This is a genomic window from Kitasatospora sp. NPDC003701 (assembly GCF_053587085.1).
This window is the reverse complement of the sequence record NZ_JBSFNM010000023.1, coordinates 16,708-41,183: the sequence shown is the minus strand read 5'-3', so window position 1 is coordinate 41,183 and position 24,476 is coordinate 16,708. Positions and strand designations below refer to the sequence as shown.

Below are 24,476 nucleotides of genomic sequence, written 5' to 3'. Positions count from 1 at the left end.
TGCCGTCCGCTCGGGGACTGGCCGCGGTGGCCGGTCCCCGAGCGGACGGCGTCCCGCTACTGGGCGAGGTGGTCCAGGGCGGCCTGCAGCAGAGGCCGGTGCGCGGTGTAGAGGGTGCGTCCGTCGGCGGTGATCGCGGCTTCGAGCTGGTCGAGGGAGGCGAACGGCCACCAGCCCGCGTCGCGCGCGTCGTCGGCGCCGGTGGCGGGCACCGTGGCGGGCAGCTGGATGAGCCCGTAGGCGGACGCGACCCAGGCCTGGTCGGTGTTGCGCCAGTCGTTCACGACCTGGCGGCCCAGGATGACCGGCTGATGGTTCCTCAGGTCCACGCCGGTCTCCTCCAGCAGCTCGCGGAGCAGGGCGTCCTCGACGGTCTTGTCCTTCTTTTCGATCATGCCGCCGGGCGTCGCGGCGACGCCGATGTCGTCCCGGGTGATCAGCAGGACCTGCCGGTCCGCGCCGGTCCCGGCGACCACGATCGCGTCGGCCGCCGCGTTCTCACCCCACTTGCCGAGACGGCGGCCGATCTTGCCGGTGCGGCCGGCGGGGTTGAGCGGCAAGCCGCGGGCGTCCAGCTCGAACCGCACCATCGCGGCGGCCTGGCGCGCGGGCCAGTTGGTCACGGCGTCCGGGGTCGACGCGGCTTCGGCCCAGCCGGGGACCTTCGTCTCCAGGGCCTGCGGCAGCAGCTCCGGCGGCGTGACGTCGGTGGGCTTGTAGGGGTCCATGAAGGATTCCTCCTGGTCGTGTGGTTCCTCAGGGAGCCCAGGGGCACCGTGCCCCGGGGCGGCTGGCTGGCTGGCTGGGGGTCAGGACTCCTGGGGGGCGGTCCTGGAGGCGTTGTACTGGGCGATCCACGCGCTCGGGTCGAGGTTCAGGGCCGCAGCGGTCTCGAAGGCGGCCTCGGTGAACTCGCCGCTGTCGAGCTCGTCGGAGATGGCGGCGGCGAGCTCGTGCGCGCGTCGGGGGTCGATCTCCTCCAGCGCCCGCAGGGCCCGGACGGCCACGTGGGAGGAGCCGGCCACCGCGAGTACCGCGTCCGCCAGCGCACCGTCACCGACGTGGCGGGCGTCCTTGATCGCCTCGTCGGCGACCACCATCCGCCGGAGCATCTCCCACCGGATCGTGGAGAACTCGTCGTCGCCGTCGGGCAGCGGCAGCACCTCCACCGGGCGGCCGTCGGCCGCCGCAGAGGCGTGGGCCAGGGGCGCCTGCCAGCCCATGGCCACCGGCGCCTGCACGCCGACGAAGTCCTCCCCCACGACCAGGAGGCTGCCGTCGTGCTCGGACACGCCGAGCCACACGTAGTCGCCGACGCCCTTCCAGCGGCGCAGGGTCGCGGTGTCGAGGGCGATCGGCTTCGGCGCGGTGCCGGTGGAGGGCTTCAGGCGGGCGGCGAGGGACGCCCGCCAGCCGCCGCGCAGGGGGAACTTGGCCGCGCTGACGGGCACGCGCAGGCTGCTGGTGAGCGTGAAGGCGTCCAGCCGGTCGGGGGCGACGATCAGGCGCACGTCCTCGTCGTAGCCGCGGTTGCGGGCCCAGGCGGCGAGGCTGTCCGCGTCGTCGCCCTGGAGGGTGGTGCTCCAGGGCTCGCCAACCTCGCCCTTCTCCTCGCTGTCCGGGTCGCGGAGCGCGGCGCTGGCGACGGCCAGGGTGTAGCGGGAGGTGGTGACGGCGTGCAGGCGGGCCGGGTCGGCGTCGAGCAGCGTAACCGAGCCCGGCCTCCAGTCGGTGGGCGTGCGGCGGTGGGCGGCGGTCTGGTCCAGGATCCGGGCCAGCTCGGCGGCCCGCAGGGTGGTGGTGATGGTCATGGCGGCCTTCGGCTGGGTGTGGGCAGGGGCGGCCTGCCGGTCGACGTGGCCGTGGTGAGGTGCGAAGGGGGGCGGGGTGGTGCCGGGTCCGCGCGCTCGCTGCGCCGCGGCCGGCTGGTCGGCGCGGCTGGGGCGGAGGGGGCGGCTGGGCCGATGGTGCGGGCGGCGGCCGCTGTGCGGGGCGCCCTGCGAAGGGTTGCTCCCGAAGTCTGTCGGGGTTGCGGTGTGGTGCCCGCCGGGGCGGGCACCACACGGGGTTCGGCCGCGGTCAGCCGGCGCTTTCGCCGCTCTCCGGGCCGGTCCAGCGCTTCAGGTTCCGGCGCAGGTGCTCACGGCTCACCTTCATGGTGGCCGCGACCTCGTTCTGGGAGCTGACGTCGATCTCGGCCTTCACCGCGAGCCAGTACTTCCGCTGGGCTGCGGCGATCTCCAGGTCCAGCTGTTTGGCCGCGGCGGCCAGACGCCCCTGGGGGGTGTCGGGCTGCTCGCGGCGGGCGGGGGTGTTGTCGGGGGCGGTCATTGGGTTTCTCCGGATCAGTCGGGGACCATGGTGGTGGGTCCCGGCCGTCTGGATCGGGTCCGGTGCCTCGGGGCGGCCGCGTGGCCGGCCAGCTCAGTCGGCCGCCCCGAGGTGGCTCAGATGCGGTGGCGCGTCTTGCCGGTACGGGAGTTCGCCGTGAGACGGACCTGGGGGACCCGGGTGAGCCCGTTGGTGTTGATGTCGCCGTTGACGGTGTTCAGGGTGACGGTCGCGGGCCGGTTCACCCCGGACTGGGTGCGGATGTCGATGTCGCCGGTGGTGGTCGTCGCGGTGAGCTCGCCGCCCCCGAATCGGTGGACGTCGATGTCGCCCGTGTCGGAGTGCAGGACCGCGCTGTCGCGCGTGTGCCCGAGGGCGATGTCACCGGTGATGGTGCTGACGGTCGCGGTGCCGATGTCCGCCCGGGCGGCGGACAGCGCCCCGTCCGCGAGGACGGCCTCGACCCGGCGGAAGTCGCCGTTGAGCGTGAGGGAGGCCTCGCCGCTGCTGGTGAAGGCGACCTCGCTGCCGGGCGGCAGCTGGATGTCGACGCGGATGGTGCCAGGCAGGCCGTTGACCCGGGTGCCCTCCGGAACGACGACCACGCCGTCCCGGACGATGGCAACTCCGTTGATGTAGAGGGTGCCGTCGTCCATCTGCACGTTCCCGAGGCCGCTCTGGGAGAGGACGGCGCTCCGGACCCCGGTGCCGCTCCACCTGACGCGGGACGTCGCCGTGGAGGAGCCGAAAGCGGCGGCGTGCGGGGCGGCGAAGGGCGACTCGACGGCGTTCCGGACCCCGCCGAAAGTCCGGAGGTTCCCGGTGCCACTCCACCTGACGCGGGACGTGGCCCTGGAGGGGCCGATCGCGGCGACATGCGGGGCCGCGATCGACGCCTCACTGTCGTCGGTGCTCGGGATCTTCACCTTCAGGGTGTCGCCGTACTCGACGAACCTTGTGCCGATCACGGCGTCGGCGATCGTGCCCTGGGTGTCCGCGGTGTGCACGGCAACGGTGGCACGGCTGACGCCGGGACTGGTGCCGACGGTCACCATGCCCCTCAGGACCTCGATCTCGACACGGATCGAGCCAGGGGTTTGGGAGATGTGGTTGTTCTCGGTGGTCATGGGTGCCTCTCGGTTCTGCCCCGGCTGGACTGGGGCTCGGCGCCTGCGGACAGGCAGGAGTTGTCGCGGTGCGGTGAGCGCAGCGCCGGCAACAAGGGGCGGGCCGCGGATTGTGGAGGTCCGCGCCCTGACACCCCAACTATGCCACCGAAATGGTGGCCATGCAATCAGTGGCCACCATTTCAGTGCCTATTGCTTTGTCGGCACCAATGGCGTGCCGACCGGGTCGGCGCTCGCTGCTTCCCCGGCCCGTAGACGATCCGGCAGGGTGTCAGGCCTGGACGGCACCGGCCCGGCCGCTGGCGTAGGTGTAACGGAGCCAGGACAGGGCCTCTCCCCCGTCGGCGGGGGCCAGGCCGGCCAGGGGGCGCAGGCCGTTGGCCGCCTCCACGCAATCGTCGACCGAAGCGGGCTCCGCGCCGTCCCGCAGCGACGCGACGTCCAGCGCCACCGCGTGCGCCAACAGGTAGGCGTGCTCCAGTTGCACCGAGGACAGGTCGGCGCCGGTGCCCCCGATCGCCGTACCGGCCCGGTCCCCGGCGGACTGCCAGAGATGGAAGGCCTCCTGCGAGCGCCGCAGCAGCAGAGGGAGCGGGAGGAGCTCGCCGTAGGCGCCGAGCACGGCGGCGTCGCCGGCGGCGAGCGGGCGGACACGGGCACCCGCAGCAGCGGGGTGGTAGCTGACCACCGTGCCGTCGGGCAGTGCCAGGTCCAGGCGACCCCGGGCCTGGGCCAGGAGGAAGATCGTCTCCTGGAGCTGGTCGGGCGGGGTGTCGACGGTGACGGGAAGAACGATGACAGGCTTGACGGGACTCGCGTGGGTGGTCACCGGGCCTCCTGTGAGGGTGGGACGCGGGAAGTGCTGGGGCGGGATGTTGCCCGGCGGCCGGAACCGAGCCCAGCCGGGACGGGACCTACCGGGCGCGCAACGCGTCGGCGCGGTCCTGGTAGATCCGGGAGAGGTGCGGGTGGGTGGTACCGGCGGCGGCCTCCTGGAAGGCACGCAAGAGGCTGCGCCGGTCGGTGTGCACGCGGCGGTCGGGCGCCGGGTGCACGGTCCAGGAATCGGTCTCGTCGAACGGGTCGAGCGGCTCGGGTGTGCCCGGGGCCGGCTCGATGGGTGGCCGCGGATAGCGGGGGGCCACGCGGCGGGCGGCGAGGGAGCGCAACAGCGCCGCGGCCAGGACGCGGCCCGGCTCGGCCGTACGCTCCCAGGCGGTGATGGTCATGCCGGGCTCGGGCAGGTGCTGAGCGATGACGGTCAGGACGTCGTAGCGCAGGCGCAGGTCCGGGGTGTGGTACTCGACGGCGGCGACGATGCCCTGGCCGGGCCGGCCGGTGTCCGGGCCGTACGTGTGGGTGTCGAGCCGGTCGGCGGCGCGCTCCAGGGCGTCGGCCAGGGCGACGGGGTCGGTGACGGGTGCGAGGGCGATCCTGCGGTGGGCGGCGGCGACGGCCCGCAGCTCGGCCCTTGTGGGGCGGTACGGACTGCGGGCGCCGTGGTCGCGCAGCGCTTCGAAGCTCTGGCGGGTGAGCTCCCGCAGCAGCTGGGCGCTGCCGCGGGCGGCGCGGGTGAGCTCGGCGCCGAGCGAGGTGTGCAGGGAGCGCTCCAGGATCCCGGCGACGATGTGCGGGTGCATCAGTGCTCCGTAAGGTGTTCGGCGGCCGGGCGGGCCGCGCGTCCGGCCGGCCGTGGGCGGGCGGGAATCGGTCCGGGGTGGGCCGGCGGGGCGCACGGGCCCCGCCGGGCGGTCGACGGCGGGCTGCGGGCCTAGGCCAGGCGGTTGGCCGGGCGGAAGACGACATACGGCTCGGCGGCGGGCTCCAGCTCGGCGGCCGCCCGGGCCATGGCCGCAGCCGCCGGCTCGGTCTGCCCGTCGGCCAGGGGCTCCAGGACGGCGAGCACGTCGGCGCCGGTCTGGACGGTGGTGTCCCGGCCGTCGGAGCTGACCGTGAACCGCTCCTCCCACGGCACGGCAGTGCGCACTCCGTCCTGCGAGCGGGCGGGCCGGTAGCGCAGGACCGCGCCGAACGGCAGGTCGAGGGTGGCCGACCCGTCCGGGGCTCCGGCCCACTGGGCGCGCTCACGCAGCGGGCCGTCGACACCCAGGATGCCGGCGGCGTTGATCCGCGCGTCGTATGCGGCGGCAACGCAGGCTGCGCTCTCGATGTCCCGCATCGTCAGCTGCGCCCCGGCCTCCGCCTCCTCGCCGCCGGCCACCGGCGAGGTGTGCGGTGCCACGAAGACGGGGTGGCGGTCGAGGGCGGAGCGGCGCAGGGGGGCCAGCGCGGTGTCCAGGATCTCCTGGGCGAGGACGGCGGCGCCGATCGCGGCGAGTGCCGTCGCCGTGATCCGCTCGTCGGCGGGGCGTCGGCCCCGCAGGGCGCGGTGGACGGCGAGACCGGCGGCGGCCGCACCGGCGACGGTGGCGAGGTTCTGAGCGGCTCCGAGGGCGGCGAGCCGGGCGCGCTCGGTGGCGGTCGGCACGTGGTTCACGATCATGGGCAGGGTGCTCCCGGGGCTGACGGGCCACCACGTCGGCGGCCGGTGACCCCAGTGGAGCCCGTGAGCATTGGTGGAAACCTTGGTGGACGACTCGCCGCGGATACCGGTTCGGACACGGCGCCCACCAATGCTTTGACCTGCGGTTTCACCGGCGCGCACCAACCTTGGTGACGGGTTGAACGGCGCCCGGAGCAGCCACCAATGGTTGCGCCCGGCCCCTCGGCGCTGCGCCGGGAGCGCGAGGCGGGGCAGGTCGTCCGGCGAGTCGGGCAGTCCCGCGAGAGCCGTGTCCCAGCCGGTGAAGTGCTCGCCTTTGTCGTCCACGTAGACGATGGCGCCGGGCTTGGTGTTGCCCACGAGAATGACGTGCTCGGTGGTCCAGTAGTTGATCTCCTCCCCCGGCCGCAGGACGACCTTGCGGTCCAGGTGGTCCCTCAGGTACTGGGCGACGGTCTCGTGGTGATCGCTTCCCCGAGCGGTGATCACCGCGATGCGCCAGCCGCCGTCCAGGAGCGCGCGAATCCGGTCAACGGCACCGGGCAGGGGCGCGCCGCGCATGCGGCCGCCGTCCCACGGCCCTTCCGGGTGGATGACCCCGTCGAAGTCGATCACGAGAGTGCGGGCGGAGGGCGAGTTCACGGCGGCGAGGTTGACGGCGCGGGAGAGCAGGGCGTTCACGGGTGACTCCTGGGTGAGGGTGGGCCGGGGCCCGGCGGGCGGTCCGCCGGGCCCCGCGGACTGCAGGGGAGTTCAGGACCGGGTGCGGGGCGCCGGCACCACCAGGTGCACCGCCGGGGCACTCCGCCGGCAGGCGCAGACCTGGGCGGTCAGCACGACGGTGAGGGTGTCGTGGACGATGACCCGCGGGCGCAGGGAGACGGCGAGGCCGCGCAGGGCCGGGGCGCACACGGCGGCCAGAACGGCAGCGGTGAGCGCGGTGGCGACAGGGCGACCGCCGTCCGGGCTGGCCTGCCAGACGGCCGCCAGGGTGCCCGCCGACCAGCCGGCCCAGGCGAGCCGGGCAGCGGTGGAGCGAAGGGCGAAGGACAGCACGGCGGTTGTCAGGCCGGTGGCCGCCCACAGCCGGTAGGCGTCGGCGCCGCTGAGCGGCAGGCCGGCGGTGTGCTCGGCGAGGTAGTGGTGCACGGGCCCGGTGACGGTGCGGGTGATCACGGCCAGCCAGGTGCCGGCGCCGCTGGCGGCGAGGACCTGCCGGACCGCCGAGCAGAGGACGACGGCTGCGGCGGTCGCGCCGAGAAGGATCATCAGACCGGTGGCCAGGCGGACCCAGCGGGCGCCGGCGCGCCAGCCGTGGTCGAGGGCGTCGCGCACGTCCTGGCGGCGGCGGTCGAGGAACGCGCCCGGCGCGGTCGCCCGGCCCCAGCCCTCGCGGGTGGCGGCCTTGAGGGTGCGTCGGGCGGGCCCGGTGGCCGGGCTGGGCTCGGTGGAGGGCGGGTTGGTGGTGGTCATGGTCGGCTCCGGGTCGGTGGTGGCTCGGTGTGCGAAGCGGGCCCGGCCGGGGAGGGCCGGGCCCGCTCGGGGGGGCGAAGGTGGCGGCTGGTTCAGCGGGCCCGGGCCGTGATGGCGGGCGCTTCGGCGGCCTCGGCCCACCGGCCGTCGGTGAGCAGGCGGGCGGAGCCGGCGCCGTAGGCGGGGCCGTGGTTGCCGCTATAGAAGGGGAGGAGCTGCGGCACTCCCCCGCTCCAGCCGTCGTAGTGGCGCCACACGAAGCCGAGCGGGTTGTACGGCTCGCCCTCGGGCATGTAGGCGGCGGTCAGGTCCCACTCGCGGCCGCTGTCGGGATCGGTCCACCGGGTGGAGCCGATCTCCGTCTCCAGGACCGGGTTGCCGTCGGCGTCGACGCGGCGGGCAGGCCAGGTGAGGGTGCACAGGTAGCCGGGGTGGTCCCAGGTGTTCGGGTGCGGCTTTCCGGTGCTGCGGATGTCGACCTGGACGGGCAGGTCCTGCAGGGGCTCGCGGCCGCGCAGTTCGGCGAGCACCAGCTGCGCCCGGCCGGCCTCGATGGGCCGGGTGTAGGGGTCGGTGTGGGTACCGCTGCCCTCGGTGTTGGCGATCCAGCCGCGGAGGGTGGCGTAGACGCGGCCGTCCCGGTCGGGGGCGGCCTCGGTGGTCTCCCAGTCGGCGAGGACGAGCTCGGCGCCGCCGGTGAAGGTGACGGTGGCGTGGTCGCTGTCGGCAATGAGGTGGCGGTCGGTGTTCCAGGACTTCATCGAAGGCATCTCCTCGGGGTGCGGGGTGGTTGCGGCGGGGCGGAGGCGCGTGGGCGGTTCCCGCCCCTGCCGGTGGCGTGGCGGCGGTGATCGGGGGTTACGGGGCCGCCGGGGCGGGCCCGGCGGTGTCGGCGTGGTCCTGGCCGTCGTCGGCGGCGGTGGCCTGCTCGGCGAGGTGGTCCACGGCGCAGTTGCTGCACAGGTCCTCCAGGAGCAGGAGCTCCGGCACCCACACGCAGCCGCCCTCGCACGGGTCGTCCTCGGTGCAGCCGCAGCGCACGCACCGGGCATCAGCCGGGTCGGCGAAGGCCTCGACGAGGGCGGTCAGCAGGAGGCGGCTCGGGCCGGAGTCCGGGTTGGCGAGGGTGACCTGCCAGGCCCGCTCGGCGGCCGCGACCGCCTGTTCGCCCGCGCCCTTCCAACGGAAGCGGACATCCTCCGGCGCCATCCAGCCGCCGACCCAGGTGTACGCCTCGCCGTTGCACGTGGTCACGGCGATGCGCTCGCGCCGGGGGCCGGCCGGGGTGCCGGGGCCGTGCTCGATGTAGAGGAGGCCGTGCCGGGCGGCGGCCTCGCGCAGGGCGGCGAGGACGTCCGGGTCGTCGGTGATCCCGGAGACGGCTTCGCGCTGGGTCCACCAGTCCAGGTCACGGTCGGGTTCGGACAGGCCGGGCTGGGAGCAGTCGGTGACGTACCCGGACCGGTTGCACAGGGCCAGGGCCCGCACCAGCCCGGGGGTCTGGGTGGTCTCCTCGTCCGGGCCGAAGTTCGGCACGTACCCGGGCTGGGAGGCGAGCGTGCCCTCCAGCCAGCGGGCGGTCAGCCGGCCGAGGTCGGCCAGGGATGCGGCGGCCCCCCAGGCGCGGCGGTCGGCGCGGGACATCCACAGGTGCTGCCTCGGCATGGTCACGCCGCCGATCGCAGGGCGCGCCGGTTCAGGCAGGGCGAGCAGTTCTGGGGCTGCGGCGTCAGGACGCCGTCCAGCCAGAGATGCTGGCTGCAGAAGTGCCGGCCGCAGCCGTCCACGGCGCCGTCGCGGGTGCTGGTGCCGCACTGGTTGGCGGGACCGGGGTCGATGCCGGTACCGCAGTCGCCGCAGGTGGTCATGGACTCGATGTCGGGGCCCTGTGCGGTCGGGGCGGCCCCGACGGGGGCCGAGAGAGCGGTGGTGGTCACGGGTTCCTCCAGAGGATCCGGTCGGCCGGTCGGCCGGCAACGCCCCCGAGGGGCGCGCCGCCTGCCGCGCTGGTGTGCGGGCGGGCGGCGCGGGGCCGGGGGCGAAGCCGGGCGGCCGGTCAGATGCGCTGGTAGCGCTGGGCGGCAGGGTCCCAGCGGGCGGCGGTGACCAGGCGGTTGGTGTCCTCGCTGGCGCCGGGGGCGTCGGCGGGGCAGGGGACGAGGCCCATGCCGGGGACCTCGCGCGCCCACCAGTCCCATTCGCGGCATTCGGCGTCGCCGGGCCACAGGCCGCTCCAGGTACTGCGGCAGGCCTCGTCGTCTTCGCCGTGGCCGCAGGTCAGGCGCTGGCGGCCGGTGAGCGCGCAGTGCGCGGTGTCGCAGCCGTCGTGGTGGTGCTCGCCGATGGCGACCTGGCAGTCCGGGCAGAGGGGTTCGGGTTCGGGGTGAGGCACGGTGGTCTCCTGGTGATCGGATGCAGAGGGCCGGCGGACGGGGCCCCGAAGTGCGGGTGGCCGCTCTTCAGGTCAGCCGTTGTGGTTGGTGATGTAGCCGCGCCAACCGGCGGACTGGCGCCCGATGGTGGTGGTGTGGGTGCGGTGCACGAGGGCCAGCACGGTGCCGGTGGCGGTGGCCCCCTCGCCGCTGGCCGTCGCGGCGGGCGAGGTGCCGGAGGCCGCCTGGGTGGTGACGGATCGGAGCTTGCCGAGCAGGCCGGCCACGCCGAGCACGACGGCGCCGACGAGGACCGCGGCCCACTTCAGGAGCTCGCCGAGCTTGTCGGCGTGCGGGGCGACCTCGGCGACGGCGGCGCCGATCATCCACATCGCCCCGCCGGCGGCCAGCGAGGCGATCGAGCCGTAGAGGATGTACTCGCGCACCGCCCGCGGCAGACCGGGGTCGGCGACCGGCGGGGCCGGCGCGGCCGGGGGGGTCATCGCGTCGATGGCCTCGCGGTGGGCGGCGTTGCGCGCTTCGGCGGCGTCGAGGAAGGCGGTCACGTCGAGGACCGGTACGGCCCCGGGCTGGCCGTCGACGATCGCGGGCACGAAGTCGACGTCGTCGTCGCGGTCCCGGCCTACCGCCATTGCGACGATCCGTCCGTCGATCTGCGCGGCCGTGTAACCGGGCTCCAGGAGGTTGACGCGGGCCGGGTCGAGGAGCTGGCCGTTCTCGGGGCTGCTGTTGGTGGTGGACACGGAGGACTCCTTCGGGGGCGGGTCTGGGGGGTGAGGGGTCGGCGGGACGGGGCCCTGGCCCGAAGCCGTGAAGCGGTCGGTGGGCCCCGCCCGCGACGGGGTTCGGCTGGTCCCGACGTCCGGTCAGACCAGGGGGCCGGCCTCGAAGGCCGCCAGCACCGCATGCGCGGCCTGCGGGGCGAAGCTGCGGGTCCCACGCCAGCGGCGCCCGCCGTACTCGGCCGGCTTGTACTCCAGCGACACCTCGACCTGCTCGTCGACGCCCTCGGAGCCGTCCTCGCAGTCGTCGAAGGCGAGCAGCAGGTCGGTCAGCTGCGTCTGGGTGAGCTCGCGCCGTTCCTGGTGGTCGGAGACGTCGTCGGTGAGCGTGAGGGTGACGTCGGTCAGGTCCGTGGCCGGGTCGTCGGTTCCGGTGTCCTGCAGGGTGGTGGGGTCGGGTCGCATGAGCGGCTCCTGTCCTCGATGGCGGGCGGGTCGGGTGGAGTGCGGCGGGGCGGGGTTCACGCGCCGGGCATCGGCGGCCAGGCCCGGAACAGGACCGGCTCGCCGAACGGCAGGGTGAGCAGCCCCGTGCCGGGCAGGACCTGGTCCTGGCCGCTGCTCCCGGTCCCGGCGAGGAGCTCGATCCGGCTGCCGCCGGCCAGGATCTGGCCCAGCAGGCCGGGCACGGCCGTGTCGGGGCGGTCCGCCGAACGCAGGCTCAGGCCGCCGCGGCGGGCCCAGCGGGCGATGACCTCCAGCTCCCGTCCGATCCGCCGGTCCTGCCGGAGCAGGTCGGCCAGGCCGACCACCGTGAGGGTGACCAGCGGGTGGGCGTCCGTCGGCCGGTAGCCCTTGAGGGTGGGCTGGAGGAGGCCGCCGTGGACGCGGGAGAGGACCAGCTCGCGGGCCTCGGCCAGCAGCTCGACGGCGCGCTCCGCGGTGTCCGCGCACCGCGTCGGCGGGCGGTGCGCGGTGTGGGCGCCGCCCGGGTCCACCGCCCACGGCTCGACCAGGGCGGTGGCCTGCTCGACGTCCCACAACGTGTCGAGCAGCGTGCCGATCCCGCCACCATCACCGGGGAGGCCGGTGATGGTGGCGGGGGTGGCGCCCTCGGAGCTGTACAGCTCCAGGACGGCGTCGCCGCCGTCCGGGTGGCGGCCGATCGCGACGGTGCCCGCGGCGGCGTCGAACAGGGTCTCGGTGCTCGGCCGGGCCGACGGGGACCGCCAGGCGGCGAGCCGGTCGGTGGTGAGCAGGTCGGCCAAGGGGTCGGTGTGCACGGGGTTGTCCTTCCGGGGATGGTGCAGGGCGCGCCGACCGGTGTCGGCGCGCCCTGCGCGGGGTGTTCGGTTGTCGGCGCCGGCCGGTTGGCACGGGCCTTCGGTGCCCGGGGCGCCCGTCTCGGGGCGCGCCCGTGGCTGGTTTGGGGTGTGCCGGTCAGGCGGCCAGGTTGGTGAAGAAGCCGGTGACGGCGCGCAGGGCGTCGCCGATCGACGGCGCCATGGCGGTCTGGGCCAGGCAGAAGCCGAAGACGGTGAAGACGGCCGCCTTCCAGTACGGGACCTGGTGGCGCCAGAGCTGGTAGCCAGCGAGGGCACCGGAGACGGCGACGAGGGAGACGGAGACGATCACGGCTGGACTCCAGGAACGGAAGCAGGGGCGGGAATTGCGGTGGCCGGGGCGGGACCGCGGTGTCGCGGCCCCGCCCCGCGGGGGTCAGCGGCCGAGCTTGTGGAGCGCGGCCAGGGCCTCATCGGGGGAGCGGACGTTGCTGCGCCCGGGGATCGGGCGCTCCTTGCCGCCGCCCTTGCCGCCCGTCTTGGGGCCGCTCTTGCGTGTGGGCTTGGGCTCGTCGTCGATCCAGGCGTCGTCCTCCTCCAGGTCGTCGTCGCCGAACTCGCCCGGGCGGGGCGGCTCGTTCCAGTCGAACCAGAGGTCGCGCTTTTCGAGTTCGGCGATCTCGTGGGGGGTGAGGCCGAAGACCTCGTCGGGGAACAGATGGGCGATGGGCTCGTTGAAGTTCATGAAGAGGGTGCGCAGGACCTCCGGCTTGGAGCGCGGGACGATCCAGCCGACGCCGCCGGTGTTGTCGTCGCCGGGAGGCTCCGCCTCGCCGCTGAGGATCCGGTCGATCCGGCCCTCCGCCTCCGGGGAGAACGACCGCGGCAGCGGCTCCGGGATGTCGTCGGGCGCGACCCCGAGGGTCTTGAACATCTCCAGGACCTTCTTCGCGGCCACCTTGAGAACCACCGGGGCGGGCGAGTTCTCGCGGATGTTCTCCAGCAGCAGCTGCGTGAACCCGTCCTGGACGAAGACGCTCTGACCTGCAACGTGCTCGCCGATCCCGTACTTGCGGCCCTTCACCGTGCCGGACTCGGCCCGGTCCATGATCTCCGCGCCGTACTCCTCGTTCCTCGCCGCCGACAGGAACTCATCCCAGAACACGGTCAGCGGCCGGTACGGGCAGCCGGGCTTCCCGGCCTCCCAGTCGTGGACCTTGCCGTCGGCCCACGGCATCGTGCCGCGGATCTCCATGAGCGCGTCGATGGCCCGTAGCGCGCGCACCATGTACAGGGCGCCGACGCCGTACCGGTTGACGTGCGCGCCCAGCGCGGCGGTCTTTTCATCCGGCGCCTCGGTGACCAGCCAGATCACGGCGCCCCAGTTGGCCTGCGCGCACACCGACAGTGCCATCAGCTGGGTCTTGCCGCCGCCGGACGGGGCGACGTACAGGCCGTGGGCCGCACCGCGGTTGGTGTGCACCCGGTTGCGGGCCGGCTGACCGTTGGCCAGGACGCCGGTGGTGTACCAGCCGTTCTTGTCCGGGGTCAGCAGCTCGCGCGTGGCCGGGTAGAACTTGGCGAGCGGCGACTCGTCCCACACCGCCACCAGGACGTGGCGGCCCTCGAACGTGACGAACACCCGGCCCTCCTCGTGCCGGACTCCCAGCGCTCGGGCCAGCGCCACGCTGTCGACGCGCGGCTCGCCGGCGGAGTCGGGCAGCTGCGCCATCCAGTAGGTGACGCCCCGCTCGTGCTTGCGGACCTGGTTGGTGTACTTGGAGCCGGGGATCGCGTGCTGGCCAATCCCGTCCTCCCACCACTCGGCGACGGTGGGTTTGGTGCGGCGCCGGCGGCGCTCGTCGGGGATCACCTCGACCTCCTGCCAGCCGGGCCCGGCCTGACGGCCGGCCATCTGGGTGGTCGAGACGAACTTGACGTCGTCCTCGTGGACGCCGCAGGCGGCGGCGACGTCGGCCTCGCTCAGTCCGCTGATCGGGCGCCCCGGCTCGTTGGCCCGCAGCAACATGGTGAAGTCGTGGGGCTTGCCCGGGTGCGGTGTGGCCACCACGACGTGGGTCCGGGCCGGATCGCCTGCCCGCTTCCACAGCAGCCTCACGCCCTGGGTGAAGGGGTCCGCGCCGTCGTCGGCGACCGGCTCCGGCACGGCCTCCGGGGCCGCGGCGGTGAGCACCGGCGCCTCCGGGACGGCGGCCAGGACCTTGCGGCGGCGCCGGTGGCGGCCGGTGGTCCGGGCGATCGGCACGACCGCGCAGCACAGCGCCCCCCAGCCGAGGGCCAGCGCCGCGTCCCATCCCCAGCCGGGGATGCGGTAGGTGGCGTAGTCGACGGCGGCGGCCAGGGTCAGCGGAGCGAGCCGCACCAGCCAGCGGCCGGCGCTGTCCTTCTCCGTGCACACCACGATGAGGGAGGCGGCGACGCCGATGCCGCCGGCGGAGGCGACGGTGGTGCCGATGGCTGGGTGGTCGGGCAGGTTCGCGGCCGCGCCGAGAAACGGAGCGGCCGCCAGGTAGAGGGAGCGTTCCAGCTTGACGGCGAGGGCCACCGGGGGAAGTCCTTTCACAGAGCAGGGTGGGCACGCCGTCGTTGGCGTGCCCACCCTCGGGGGGATGGTGCGGTGCGCTACCGGGAGAAGAAGTCCGGCTTCGGGGTGCGGAACCGGCGGCCCTTGCGGACGCGGTGCAGGGCGCCGTAGAGCTTGGCGTGGGCGCGCCGGACCGCGTAGGCGTCCTTCTCGGCCTTCTGCGCGGCGCGGAGCATCTTGCGCACGGCCTTGGCCGCCTCCATCTGGGCGGTCGCCACCTCATCGGTCATCCCGACGAATGTCTCGTCGAGATCGGCGCGGGCGATGGCACCGGCCGCGTTGGAGGCCTCCTTGGCCGTGGCGCGGGCTCGGCGGTCCAGGCCCTCCAGGTTGTCGACGGCGGCGCCCATCGCCTCGATCACCACCGTCAGTTTGTGCTGGACGCCGTCGAAGCTGTGGTCGCCGTCGGCGAGGCCGCCCAGGACCTGCCGGCGCTTGCGGCGACGACGGACCCTGGGCTTCTTGCGGGGCGCGAGAGATGCCTCGGCATCCTGGGATCCGCCGCTGTCGGCGGGGGCGATGGCGCCGCCGGGGTCGGCGACGGCCGGCAGTCTGTCCGCCTGGTCGCTCGTCTGGTCACTCATGGGTGTGTGGCCTCCTCTCTTCTCCTAGTCGTGGTGCACGGCGGCGGAGGCCATGTCCAGGCCCGTCTCGTCCATGGCGGCGCGGTCCTCGCCGTAGACCTTCGCGACCGCGTGGGCGGCCGCGGCGGACACCGTCGCGGCGGTCTCGGCTTCCTTGGACAGGACCTTGGCCTCGTGCGCGGTGACGTCCGAGAGGTCGGCCAGGTCCGCCAGCAGCCGGGTCACCCTGCGGTCGATGTTGTGGCTGCCGGTCAGGTCGCCGCTCATCTCCCGGAGCATCACCGCGAGGTCCTGCAGGTCCTGCACCGCCTTAAGCACCATCTGGTAGTCCTTGTCCGAGTTCACCGCGATGTCAGTCATCAGGAGCAGGTACTCGTCGAAGGTGATGTCGGTGCGGTGCTCACGCGCCATCTGCTGGCGCCTGCGCCTGCGGGCCCGTCGCGTGCGGTCCGACCGGACCACCAGCGACCGCTCGGCGTCGGGGTCCGGCCCAGGTGCGGGCACCTGCACAACGGCCGACTCGGTACCCTCCACGACAACCGCCTCCTCGACGATCACCGCGTCGGTGATGCCGTCTTCGTCCATGCCCGCGCCACCGGAGGCCCGCCCGGTCATGCCCGCGAGGGGCACGGGGTCCGGAGTGGGCGCCGGCGCGACGGCGGGCTCGGTGTCCTCCACGATCACTGCATCGGTGATGCCGCCTTCGTCCGGGCCCGCGTCGGGCCCGGGCTTCGGTGCGGGCGCCACCGGCGGCTCGGCCGGCTCGGTGTCCTCCACGATCTCGGCATCCGGGATGTCGTCCTCGTCGGGGCCCGCGCCCGCCGCGCTGGCGGGGGCCCGATCGGCTCTGCCCACGGTGACCGTGACCGTCTCCCGTTCCGGGTCGGGCCCCGGCACTCCCCCGCCGGGCGGCGCCTTGTCGTACATCCCCTTCAAGAACGAGGCCCAGCCGTCGCCGGTGGTCGCCCCCGGGGGCGGGACCTCGTCGGCGGTGCCCGCCGCGCCGTCATGCCCGGGTCCGGGTTCCGCTTCGGGTCCGGGGCTGTCGGGCGTCGGCCCTTCGGCGGGGTCCTCGTCCTTCGGGTCCTCCGTCAGGTCGGCCTTCAACGACGGGTCCTCGACCTTCAACGACGGGTCGTCGGGCTTCGATCCCTCGTCGTCCGCCTTCAGCTCCGGGCCGCCGGCCTTCACCGCCTCCTCGTCCGGCGTCGACGCCTCGTCGGCGGCCTTCACAGACTCGCCGTCGGGCTTCGACGCCTTGTCGTCCGCCTTCAGCTTCGGGTCGTCGACCTTCACAGCCTTCTCGTCCGGCGTCGACGTCGCGTCGGCGGGCCTCGCCGCCGCGTTGTCGTCGCCCTCCCTGCCGTCGGAGGAGTTCCGGCGGCGCCTGAGGCGCCCGGAGACTGCGCCGGCGAGCGTGCGGGGGGCGTCGCCCTCGCTCGCGGCCTGGCGGCGCGCCTTCCGCTCCGCCAGGCCGTTGCGGCTGTCCCCGTACTTGTCCTCCCAGACCCGCTGCTTGTTCCTGCGCTGCTGCCCGCGGTCCGCGGTGCGGTCGCCCAGGTCGGCGGCCTGCCGGGTGGACTTCCGCTCCTGGTGGGCGCGGGAGCGCTCCGCAGCGGGGCTGGAGGTGGGCGAGCGGGTGCCGCCGTCCGCCGAACTCCCGCCACTTGCGCCCCGACCCCCTCCAGAGCCGTTGTGCCGCCCGCCGGAGCCGCCGGACGACTTCGGAGACCCATCGGAGCCGCTGGAGCCGCCAGAAGAGCCTCCAGGGCCCTTCTTGCCGCCACCGGAGCCCGACCCTCGGTCGCCGCCACGGTCGTGACGCCCGCCCTGCGACCGGCTGTTGTCGCGCCCGCCGCCCGGGCTCTGGTTCGTCGACCCGGGGCCCGGGCCGCTCGGGCTCCGGTTCGTCGACCCGCCGCCCGACCCCCCGGACCCGCCCGGACCCCGGCCCCCGGGGCCGCCGCCCGACCCGCCCGACCCGCCCGACCCGCGCTGCGAACTCTTGTGAAATCCCTTGCCCGGGTCCGCCCCGCCCCTTTGCGCGGCCGCGCCCTTTCCCTGCGCCGCCGTCATGGCGGTCCGGGCGTCGACCTGGGCCTTCTGCAATTCGTTGTGCTGCGCCATCAGCGACATTTCGCGTGCGGTCTGCGCAGTGAGACGCGCGACCTTGTCGGCGACCCGCGCTTCCCGGAAAGGCGCGTGTTCGTCCCTTTCGGCGCGCGCACTGTCGACCTTGAATTGCAGCCAATCGGCGACCAGATCGGCAAGGGAACGGCGCTCGTAATATTCGCCGTATTCTTCCTCCCCGCCCTCCTCGTATTCCTCCACTTCGGATTCGGCGGCCTTTCGGGCGGGAATTCCCTCCGACCGCATATAGGCGGCCGCCTGAGGCGGCTCGGGGATCGCCGGGACGTCCGGCGGGGGCTCGGGGGCCTCCGGCGCCCTGGCGGTGTCCGCGTAGCGCGGAATCGGGGGTGCGACGTACGGCTGGTCGCCGCCGCCCGGGAAGGTGATCACCCGCCCGTTGGAGTCGTCGTCGGACACGCTCGGTCCCTTCGAGGGGGGTTGACAAAGAGTGGGGTCCTCGTGCACGCGTGCACGGGTGCACGGGTGCACGCGATACGCGCGCGCGAGGGCCCCGCCGGCACTGCGGCGGGGCTCTCGTGGTGACGCATGGTTACTGCGGGGGGAACTGGGCGGTGACGGACCTCGCGTACTCCTGGAGGTCGTCCCAGACCCGCGGATCGCCCGCCGCCCGCCGCTGCATCGCGGTCAGGAACAGCCGGATCACGTTGGCCCAGCCGACGAAGACGTCCGGGTGGACCCTGGCCTGCTGCGCCACCCATGTGCGGGTGACGCGGAGCCAGGATTCCGCTGCGCCTTTTTCGTCGCCGCGCCGCTCGATCGCCTGGTTCTCGCCCGCGACGAAGAACTGGCGTCGATTCTCCTGGCTTCGTTCGATTCTGGTCTGCGGCCGCGTCATGCCGACCGCCTGTCACGCAGATCGAGAATCGACCGGGGCTCATCACTGTAGCCGCTTTTCGTGGGCGGCGGAACCTGCTCGCCGGGCTTATTGACCGGCAGAGCCCTGGAGGACCGGCCCTTGTTCGCCTTTTCCAGGGCTTTCGCGGACCGCTGGCCGGGAAGCGCATCAACCCTTTCGTCATGCCTGCGCCGCTGAAAGGCAACCTTTTCCGCAGCCTCCGTGGCGCTTTTCAGCGATTTGACGAGCACGTTCATCTGATGCTCGACGGGCAGCGCCCGCGCCCGGGCGTGGTAGAACCGGTCGCCCTCGACATGGGTTCCGCGCAGTTCGACCTGGGCCGCCTGGGCGAGCACCGTGAGCGTCGAGGTGAGGCCCAGCAGATGGCGCTGCATGTCGGCGAGGTAGCGGGCGAACTGCTCCGGGTCGCCGGCCAGCGCCCGCATCGCCTCGCGGACCTGCGGCGTACTCGACTCGGGGTTCTCGTTTCTGGTCATGATCTCTCCGGGGAAGCGGGTCGGCCTCGGCGGTGCCGTGACCTGGTGTGTTGTTCGTCGACCCGGGCTCCGGCCGGTCGGCCGGGTCGTGGGTGGTGCTCGGCGCCGCAACGCCTTCGCCGGTCACCGGGGCGACGGGCGCGCCCCGGTGGCCGGCGGAGAGGCCGGGAGCCGGTCGTACAGGGCCTCTCAGGCCTCCAGGGCCCGGCTGTCCGCCGGGACCTGGTACGTCCTCCAGAACAGGGCCTGCAGCTCGCTGTCGGGGTTGTCCAGGTGCTCCTTGGCCAGGCCCCGGCGGGTGGACGCCGTCCCGATGGAGCAGCGGAGTTCGCGCGCGATCACGTCGTTGGTGACCGTGGTCTCGTCCTCGGCGGCCGCCAGCAGGCCCATGATCCGGACCACGTCGAACTCGACCTGGCCCAGGCGCTCGCGGGCGGCGGCTTCAGCGACGCGTGCCCGGCCTTCGGTCGTGCGCTGCTCGGCTTCAACGGCCCGTTCGGTGTTCTCGGCGGTGCGGGCCCGCAGCTCCGCCGCTTCGGCCCGGATTCCCTCCGCCAGACGCTCGTCTTCAGCGGCCTTGCGGTCGGCTTCAACGGCGGCCTCGCGGGTTTCAACGGCCTTGCGCTCGGCTTCAGCGGCGTCCAGCTCGTTCTGCTGGGCGGCCAGAAGCTCCTGCGAGTCAGCCAGCCGGCCCAGTGCCCCCATCCGGGCCGCGTGCTGGGCGGTTTCAAGCTCGACCTGCTGGTTCTGCCGGTCCGCCTCGGCCAGGAGGCGCTTCTCCTCCGTCTCGGCCTTGAGCTGCTGGTTCTTGCGTTCGAGGTCGGCCAGGAAGCGCCGGTTGGCGGTCGAGTCCTGGATGGCCTGGATCTCGGCCGCCGCCTCGTCCTGAACCCTCTGCAGCTGGGCTTGAAGGTCGGCGGCCTGCCGCTGAAGCTCGACCTTCCGGAGTTGAAGCTCGTTGTCGATCTTGGCTTTGGTATCGATCTCCGTCAGCTTCAGCTGGCCGTCCGCGCGGATCTCGGCGGCCTCCGCTTCGAGGCGCTCCTCGCGGATTTGAAGGTCGGCGTGGATCTGTTGAACCTCGGCCGTCGCTCGTTGAAGGGCTGCCTCCCCGGACCGGCGCGCGGCCTTCATCTCTTCCTCGAAGGGGATCGACAGGGCCCGGTCGACGCTGTAGCCGGCCTTGGCCATCTTGAAGGGCAGCAGCTCGTCCGGCTTGGCCCCGGTCTTCCAGTCCTCGCCGTACTTCTGGCGCAGGCGCTCCTCGTAGACCTGGAGCTCGTGGGCCATGGCCACGACCTCGGCGTAGGGCTTGTTCCACAGCACCATCCGGCGCGAGTGGCCGGCGGTCTTGAAGGGCGAGAGGAGCCACCGACTGAACGGCGGCGCCCCGAGGTCGGCCCCGCCGTGGAGCAGCTTGTTACGGCGGCCGATGAAGCGCCGTGCCGCCTCGACGGCCGCGATGTAGAGGATGGGGATGATGCCGTGCATCGTGGCGGCGAGCGGATCCTTGAGGATCGGCCCCGACGCGGCGGCGTTGAAGGCGATGGTCGCCAGGGTCAGGCCCATGGCGATCCGGTTCAGCAGCGGGAACCTGACCCGCTTGTTGATCATGTAGAGGTCGATGGCCTGCAGGGCGACGATGCCTGCGTCGATGCCGATGGGGAACGCGTACGCGAAGTCCCCGAACCCCTTGCGGGCGGCGAGGTCGCGCAGGGTGTTGTAGGAGCCGGCGAAGCCGATGCCGGCGACGACCGCGCCCAGGAGCACTGAGGCAATCGCCAGGGCGGTGAGGAAGGCTCCGCTGTTCTCCTCCTGCCCGTCGTCGGGCTGCGCCTGGAGGTCGTGGTCGTAGATGCTGTCGGCTTCGTCGTCCGGCGGGACGGGCGACTGCTTGGTGATCGGGGTGGGCTGGGTGGGCAGGAGGCTCGGGGGGTGGCCGTTCGCCTTCTGGATGGTGGGGACGGTCACGGCGCCGTCGGCTCCTTTCGGGGGGAAGCGGGGGAAGAGGGGGCGGGCACCGGGTGCGGTGCTCGCGGCGGGTTCGGGGGGACGGTGTCCAGCTGCCGGTCGATCCGGGCCAGCTGCGCCCACTGGCCGTCCAGGGCCTGCGCTCTGGCGGCCAGCCGGGCCTCGGCGGCGAGGGCCTCGGCTTGGAGGGCCGCGGCGGCCTCAGGCTTGTCGGGCACGGGGCGGGGGTCCGGAAGGTAGACCGGCTCGAAGCCGGCGGCCTCGATGTCCGCCACCTCGGCCGGGCTGAGCTGGTCGCCCGGCTCGTAGACGTCGGGTTCGTGCCGTGTGCGCCGGGCCCTGGCCAGTTCCGCCGCGGCGATCAGCAGCAGCACGGGCAGGAGCGCGAGCGCGGTCGGTGCGGGCGGAACGGGCATGAGCGCCTCCGCAGGTCGTGCTGGCCGGTCCTTCCGGCTCCCCGGTCCGCCCGACCGCACCTCGGGGGAGGTGGGCCGGGCGGACCGGGCAACCGGCGGACGGGCCCGGCGTGCGGGACCGGAGGGTCCGCGCGCCGGGATGTCGTCTCCGCCGGGAAGGTCCGGCGGATCAGACCCGGTCGAGCGGCAGGACGCTGCGGGTGTTGCCGTGCTCGTCGGTGACGGTGTAGACGGCGGGGCCGGGGTGCCCTTGCCGCCCCCGTCGGCCTTCGGGGTGTTGCTGCCGCTCGGGGCGGCCGCCGGGCCGGCCGTCACGGTGGCGCCGGCGGCGTTGGCGCTGTTCTGGTTGTCCGTCATGATCTGCCTCCAGGCGGAGGCCGGGACGGTCCCGGCGCTCCCCATCGCCCAGGGGCCGCCGCGAGGCGGACTCCCTGGGATCAGGGCAACAACGGGGTGCGGGGTCAGGCCCTGGTGGACGGCGCGCAGTTGAGGATGTCGACCGCGGTGGTCACGGCGTCGGCCCAGCGCTCCAGGTCCTTGACGGCGCGCGTCGCGGTGCGGGCGTCGTAGGTGTTGGTCAGGGGCTCCAGGAGGGCGCCGGCCGTGCGGACGGTCTCCACCGGGTAGTTGAACGGCGCCTCGGTCAGCAGCGTCAGGAGCGCGCGGATCCCGGTGTTGATCCGCCCGGCCTGCCAGCGGACCCGCTTCTCGTCGGCGTTGTCGGGTGCGCTGCGCAGCGTGGTCGCGGTGCGCAGCCGGCTCGTCTCGGCGAGGGTGAGGGCGAGCTCGGCCAGGCTGAGGCGGGCGTGGGCCTCCTTGTTCCGCTGACGCAGGCGGGCGGCCTCTTCGACGGTGAAGCCGCCCAGGCGCTCGCGCATCGTGTGGTCGATTGCGCGCTCGGCGGTGTCGCGGGCGAGGCGGATGCTGTGCCAGTCCGACCTGTTGTCGTCGCTGTTCAGCCACTGGCCGAGTCGGCGCAGGTCGCGGAGCGGGTCGTCGGCGTCCAGGTGGTCTTTGAGCCACTGGGGAAGGGCCATGGTCTGGTGGTCCTCTCGGTGTCGGTGGTCGGGTGGTCGGGTGGTCGGTCAGGCGGTGCGGGCGCGGTTGCGGGCCGCGCGGCGCTTCAGCGCGCGCCGCTCGTCCTCGCTCATCCCGCCCCAGACGCCGGCGTCCTGGCCGGTCTCCAGCGCCCACCGCAGGCAGGTCTCCATCACCGGGCAGCGGCGGCACACCGCCTTCGCCTCCTCGATCTGCAGGAGGGCGGGGCCGGTGTTCCCGAGCGGGAAGAACAGCTCCGGGTCCTCTTCGCGGCACACGGCGCGGTCGCGCCACTGGCGGTCGCTCTCGCGGGCGTCGAGCGTCATCACTTGCTGTCCTCCTTCTTGGTGGTGGACTTGCTGTCCTCCTCGGTGCCGGTGCCGTTGCCGCCGGCGAAGCTGCGGAGGGTGTACATCGGGTCCTCCTTCAAGGACGGTTGGTGCGGGGGTGGGGGTCAGTTCGCGGGCCGGGCGGCGCCGGTCAGGCGGCGGCCTGGTGGTCGGTGCGGGCGGTCCGCTGCTGGCGGACCGGCGGCCAGGGGTGGAGCGGGGTGGTCCTGGCCGGCGTGCGCTCGGGGCGCTGGACGGGGCCGTCCGGGGTGTTGCCGTCCGGGTAGCGGCCGGAGCGGCAGACGTAGCGGGAGTCGGTGCGGGTCTCGCGGAACGGCGAGAACTGCGCGACCAGCGCGTTCTCGGTGGCGGTGCGCCGCTGGGGGTCGCTGCCGCCGTCGCCGTGGTTCGTGGTCTTCTTGGTGCCGATCTTGGGGCTGGGGGCGCGGGTGGCCACGTGGCCTCCTGGGTGAGTCGTGGAGGGGACCGGGTCGGTCCCGGAGCTCCCCCTTCGCCCCCGGGCCACGGACGCCGTCACGCGGGAGCGTGGGGCGGTTGGCCGGGGGATCGGGGCAACCACGGGGCTGCTCGGTATGCGTCCAGCCGCCGCGCGATCGCAGCGGCTGGACGCGCCCGCCGGTAGGGCGGGACTGGCCGGCCTGACGAGGCCGGCGACCGGGTGACGATCTCTCTGTCTCTCACCTGGAACAGGGCGACATCGCGCGGGGCGGGTGGCACGCCGTAGGCGTGTTCTCCAGAGCCGGGCCGCTTGGCAGATGCGGGCAGAACCGGATGGTCCGGTCTTGTGTCGCCGACGGCAGTCCCTGCCGTCTGGGGAGACGATCTGTCTCATCTCGTCTTCACGTTCAGGACCCGCTAGTCCCCCGCGCCCGAGGGCGCCGTGCCTGCCAGCACGAAGGGGGAGCAGCTGCGGTGCTGCCGGGCGCGGTTCTACTCCCCTCGGGGGCAATCCACGCCAGGCCGCGGCCTCCGCTCACGCGGCGGTCCTGCAATGCACATGACACGCTATGGAGTTCTCAAGTATCAGGTGCTCACGGATTCATCCCTTTCGAGGAAGCCTCCGCGCCTTGGATTCGACTTACGGCGAGCCACCGTCAGATCACGAAGAGTGATCTCCGAGTGGCGGAGCAAGGTCCTAGCCAGGTCCCCAACCCCCGCGCCCGCCAGGCGGGTTGTTCGCGGGGCATGGGCAGTCGCTAGAGCTGCTGCTCGGGGAGAGGGTTCAGGGCTGGCGGAGTTCGACGGCCGGCACCGTAGCGCCCCGGCCGCGGGCCGCCCGGTCCGCCTTGGACCGCGGCTGCACATCCCGGCGGGCATCGACACAATCGGCGGCGACGCTCTGCCGGGCGACCGTCCCGCGCTCGATCCGCCCGAAGGCGATGATCCGAGGCCCGCTCACTTGGAGCCCCCCGGCTTCACGGCCTTCAGCTTGGCGGCGGCGGCGCTCGCAGCGCCCTTGGCGAGACGGGCGGCCGTCTTGGCGAGGAGCATGCTGAGCAGGGCGTCCGAGTCCTTGCCGCTCATGCCGCCACCTGCCCGTCCGCCTCGACCCGGACGGTGACGGCGAGCCGGCCCGTGCGGGTGATCTTGGTGACGGTCGTGATGTCGCCCTCGGTGCGGATCTCCTCGGTCTCAAGGGCGCAGACGATGGACCCGTAGCACTCCAGGGTGACGGTCCCGAGGTCGAGGGTGCCAACGGCGCCGGCCAGGACGGCGCGGTCCAGGAGCTCGACGATGTCGAAGTGGCGGACCTCGGCGAGCTCCTCCGGGGACAGGTCGTCCAGGCAGGCCTGCGGCTCCGCGGGAGAGGCCAGCGCGGTGCGGAGGTTCAGCACCGGTGCGACGGCCGGGGGGGTGTTCGTGGGGTCGGTGTAGCTGGTCAGGGTGTCCTGCGGCATGATGCTCACGGCGAGTTACTCCCTCAGTTGCGTTGAGGTCGAGGCGATCGCCACCCGGTGCGGCCGCGAACCGCACCAGCTGCGGGTCCAGGACTGCGAATCCTGGGCCCGCAGTGTCGTTTCCGGGTTGCGAACCCCGTTCCCGACACAGCGATCTGGTCTGCCACCAGCGGCGTTCGGGGTGCGAGCCCGTTCCGCTTGGCGACGTGACAACCATCGCATGACGAACGGTCAGAGTCAAGACTCCGTCGCCGGACTTACCGAATACCCTGAGAGTGTCGACACTCTTGACCGTGTGG

At 73.6% G+C, this 24,476-nt stretch carries 28 protein-coding genes; all 28 read right to left on the bottom strand.

Translation table 11 applies throughout. From position 1 onward, the window contains the following. Positions 1-56: 56 nt before the first annotated feature. Positions 57-728, bottom strand: coding sequence for an NUDIX domain-containing protein (locus ACWDRR_RS22325; protein WP_449773936.1), 672 nt, complete (start codon positions 726-728; stop codon positions 57-59). Between the two features lie 81 nt (positions 729-809). Continuing rightward, positions 810-1,811, bottom strand: coding sequence for a hypothetical protein (locus tag ACWDRR_RS22320; RefSeq protein ID WP_449773935.1), 1,002 nt, complete (start codon positions 1,809-1,811; stop codon positions 810-812). A 268-nt stretch (positions 1,812-2,079) separates the two neighbouring features. Further along, entirely contained in the window at positions 2,080-2,331 is a 252-nt protein-coding gene (locus ACWDRR_RS22315) for a hypothetical protein (protein ID WP_449773934.1), read from the bottom strand. A 116-nt stretch (positions 2,332-2,447) separates the two neighbouring features. Further along, the gene (locus ACWDRR_RS22310; RefSeq protein WP_449773933.1) at positions 2,448-3,458 is read right to left on the bottom strand and encodes a DUF4097 family beta strand repeat-containing protein; all 1,011 of its coding nucleotides are present in this window, start codon (positions 3,456-3,458) and stop codon (positions 2,448-2,450) included. 271 nt (positions 3,459-3,729) lie between these two features. After that, positions 3,730-4,287, bottom strand: coding sequence for a hypothetical protein (locus ACWDRR_RS22305; RefSeq protein WP_449773932.1), 558 nt, complete (start codon positions 4,285-4,287; stop codon positions 3,730-3,732). A gap of 85 nt (positions 4,288-4,372) precedes the next feature. Next, positions 4,373-5,098, bottom strand: coding sequence for a hypothetical protein (locus tag ACWDRR_RS22300; RefSeq protein ID WP_449773931.1), 726 nt, complete (start codon positions 5,096-5,098; stop codon positions 4,373-4,375). Between the two features lie 131 nt (positions 5,099-5,229). Next, entirely contained in the window at positions 5,230-6,642 is a 1,413-nt protein-coding gene (locus ACWDRR_RS22295; RefSeq protein WP_449773930.1) for a hypothetical protein, read from the bottom strand. 72 nt (positions 6,643-6,714) lie between these two features. Then, a complete protein-coding gene (locus ACWDRR_RS22290; RefSeq protein ID WP_449773929.1) occupies positions 6,715-7,434 on the bottom strand; it encodes a hypothetical protein in 720 nt (239 codons plus the stop codon). A gap of 92 nt (positions 7,435-7,526) precedes the next feature. Beyond that, positions 7,527-8,195, bottom strand: a complete 669-nt coding sequence (locus ACWDRR_RS22285; protein ID WP_449773928.1) for a hypothetical protein — start codon at positions 8,193-8,195, stop codon at positions 7,527-7,529. A gap of 97 nt (positions 8,196-8,292) precedes the next feature. Continuing rightward, positions 8,293-9,099 carry a DUF6919 domain-containing protein gene (locus tag ACWDRR_RS22280; RefSeq protein WP_449774017.1) on the bottom strand — a complete coding sequence of 269 codons (807 nt, stop codon included), beginning with the start codon at positions 9,097-9,099 and terminating at the stop codon, positions 8,293-8,295. A 2-nt stretch (positions 9,100-9,101) separates the two neighbouring features. After that, the gene (locus tag ACWDRR_RS22275; RefSeq protein WP_449773927.1) at positions 9,102-9,371 is read right to left on the bottom strand and encodes a hypothetical protein; all 270 of its coding nucleotides are present in this window, start codon (positions 9,369-9,371) and stop codon (positions 9,102-9,104) included. 119 nt (positions 9,372-9,490) lie between these two features. Beyond that, positions 9,491-9,826, bottom strand: a complete 336-nt coding sequence (locus ACWDRR_RS22270) for a hypothetical protein (RefSeq protein WP_449773926.1) — start codon at positions 9,824-9,826, stop codon at positions 9,491-9,493. A gap of 72 nt (positions 9,827-9,898) precedes the next feature. Then, positions 9,899-10,570 (bottom strand): hypothetical protein, encoded by a 672-nt coding sequence (locus ACWDRR_RS22265; protein ID WP_449773925.1) that lies wholly within the window; start codon positions 10,568-10,570, stop codon positions 9,899-9,901. A gap of 123 nt (positions 10,571-10,693) precedes the next feature. Next, on the bottom strand, positions 10,694-11,014 hold the full coding sequence (locus tag ACWDRR_RS22260; RefSeq protein ID WP_449773924.1) for a hypothetical protein: 321 nt from the start codon (positions 11,012-11,014) through the stop codon (positions 10,694-10,696). Between the two features lie 56 nt (positions 11,015-11,070). After that, a complete protein-coding gene (locus ACWDRR_RS22255; protein WP_449773923.1) occupies positions 11,071-11,832 on the bottom strand; it encodes a hypothetical protein in 762 nt (253 codons plus the stop codon). A gap of 157 nt (positions 11,833-11,989) precedes the next feature. Next, a complete protein-coding gene (locus tag ACWDRR_RS22250; RefSeq protein WP_449773922.1) occupies positions 11,990-12,184 on the bottom strand; it encodes a hypothetical protein in 195 nt (64 codons plus the stop codon). Between the two features lie 84 nt (positions 12,185-12,268). Next, positions 12,269-14,398, bottom strand: a complete 2,130-nt coding sequence (locus tag ACWDRR_RS22245) for a chromosome segregation protein ParM (RefSeq protein ID WP_449773921.1) — start codon at positions 14,396-14,398, stop codon at positions 12,269-12,271. Between the two features lie 77 nt (positions 14,399-14,475). Then, positions 14,476-15,021 (bottom strand): conjugal transfer protein TraB, encoded by a 546-nt coding sequence (locus tag ACWDRR_RS22240; protein WP_449773920.1) that lies wholly within the window; start codon positions 15,019-15,021, stop codon positions 14,476-14,478. A gap of 24 nt (positions 15,022-15,045) precedes the next feature. Next, on the bottom strand, positions 15,046-17,568 hold the full coding sequence (locus tag ACWDRR_RS22235; RefSeq protein WP_449773919.1) for a hypothetical protein: 2,523 nt from the start codon (positions 17,566-17,568) through the stop codon (positions 15,046-15,048). Between the two features lie 133 nt (positions 17,569-17,701). Further along, the gene (locus ACWDRR_RS22230; protein ID WP_449773918.1) at positions 17,702-18,007 is read right to left on the bottom strand and encodes a hypothetical protein; all 306 of its coding nucleotides are present in this window, start codon (positions 18,005-18,007) and stop codon (positions 17,702-17,704) included. Beyond that, a complete protein-coding gene (locus ACWDRR_RS22225; RefSeq protein ID WP_449773917.1) occupies positions 18,004-18,504 on the bottom strand; it encodes a hypothetical protein in 501 nt (166 codons plus the stop codon). The genes ACWDRR_RS22230 and ACWDRR_RS22225 overlap by 4 nt, the downstream gene beginning before the upstream one ends. Before the next feature lie 189 nt (positions 18,505-18,693). Continuing rightward, complete coding sequence (locus ACWDRR_RS22220; RefSeq protein ID WP_449773916.1) at positions 18,694-20,475, bottom strand: DUF2637 domain-containing protein; 1,782 nt, start codon at positions 20,473-20,475, stop codon at positions 18,694-18,696. Further along, on the bottom strand, positions 20,472-20,891 hold the full coding sequence (locus ACWDRR_RS22215) for a hypothetical protein (RefSeq protein WP_449773915.1): 420 nt from the start codon (positions 20,889-20,891) through the stop codon (positions 20,472-20,474). The genes ACWDRR_RS22220 and ACWDRR_RS22215 overlap by 4 nt, the downstream gene beginning before the upstream one ends. A 461-nt stretch (positions 20,892-21,352) precedes the next feature. Continuing rightward, positions 21,353-21,928 (bottom strand): hypothetical protein, encoded by a 576-nt coding sequence (locus ACWDRR_RS22210; protein ID WP_449773914.1) that lies wholly within the window; start codon positions 21,926-21,928, stop codon positions 21,353-21,355. A gap of 48 nt (positions 21,929-21,976) precedes the next feature. Beyond that, entirely contained in the window at positions 21,977-22,255 is a 279-nt protein-coding gene (locus ACWDRR_RS22205; protein ID WP_449773913.1) for a WhiB family transcriptional regulator, read from the bottom strand. Between the two features lie 154 nt (positions 22,256-22,409). Further along, complete coding sequence (locus ACWDRR_RS22200; RefSeq protein ID WP_449773912.1) at positions 22,410-22,715, bottom strand: hypothetical protein; 306 nt, start codon at positions 22,713-22,715, stop codon at positions 22,410-22,412. Positions 22,716-23,674: 959 nt separating this feature from the next. After that, complete coding sequence (locus ACWDRR_RS22195; protein ID WP_449773911.1) at positions 23,675-23,803, bottom strand: hypothetical protein; 129 nt, start codon at positions 23,801-23,803, stop codon at positions 23,675-23,677. Continuing rightward, entirely contained in the window at positions 23,800-24,186 is a 387-nt protein-coding gene (locus ACWDRR_RS22190) for a hypothetical protein (protein WP_449773910.1), read from the bottom strand. Before ACWDRR_RS22190 ends, ACWDRR_RS22195 begins: the two co-directional genes overlap by 4 nt. Positions 24,187-24,476 lie beyond the last annotated feature (290 nt).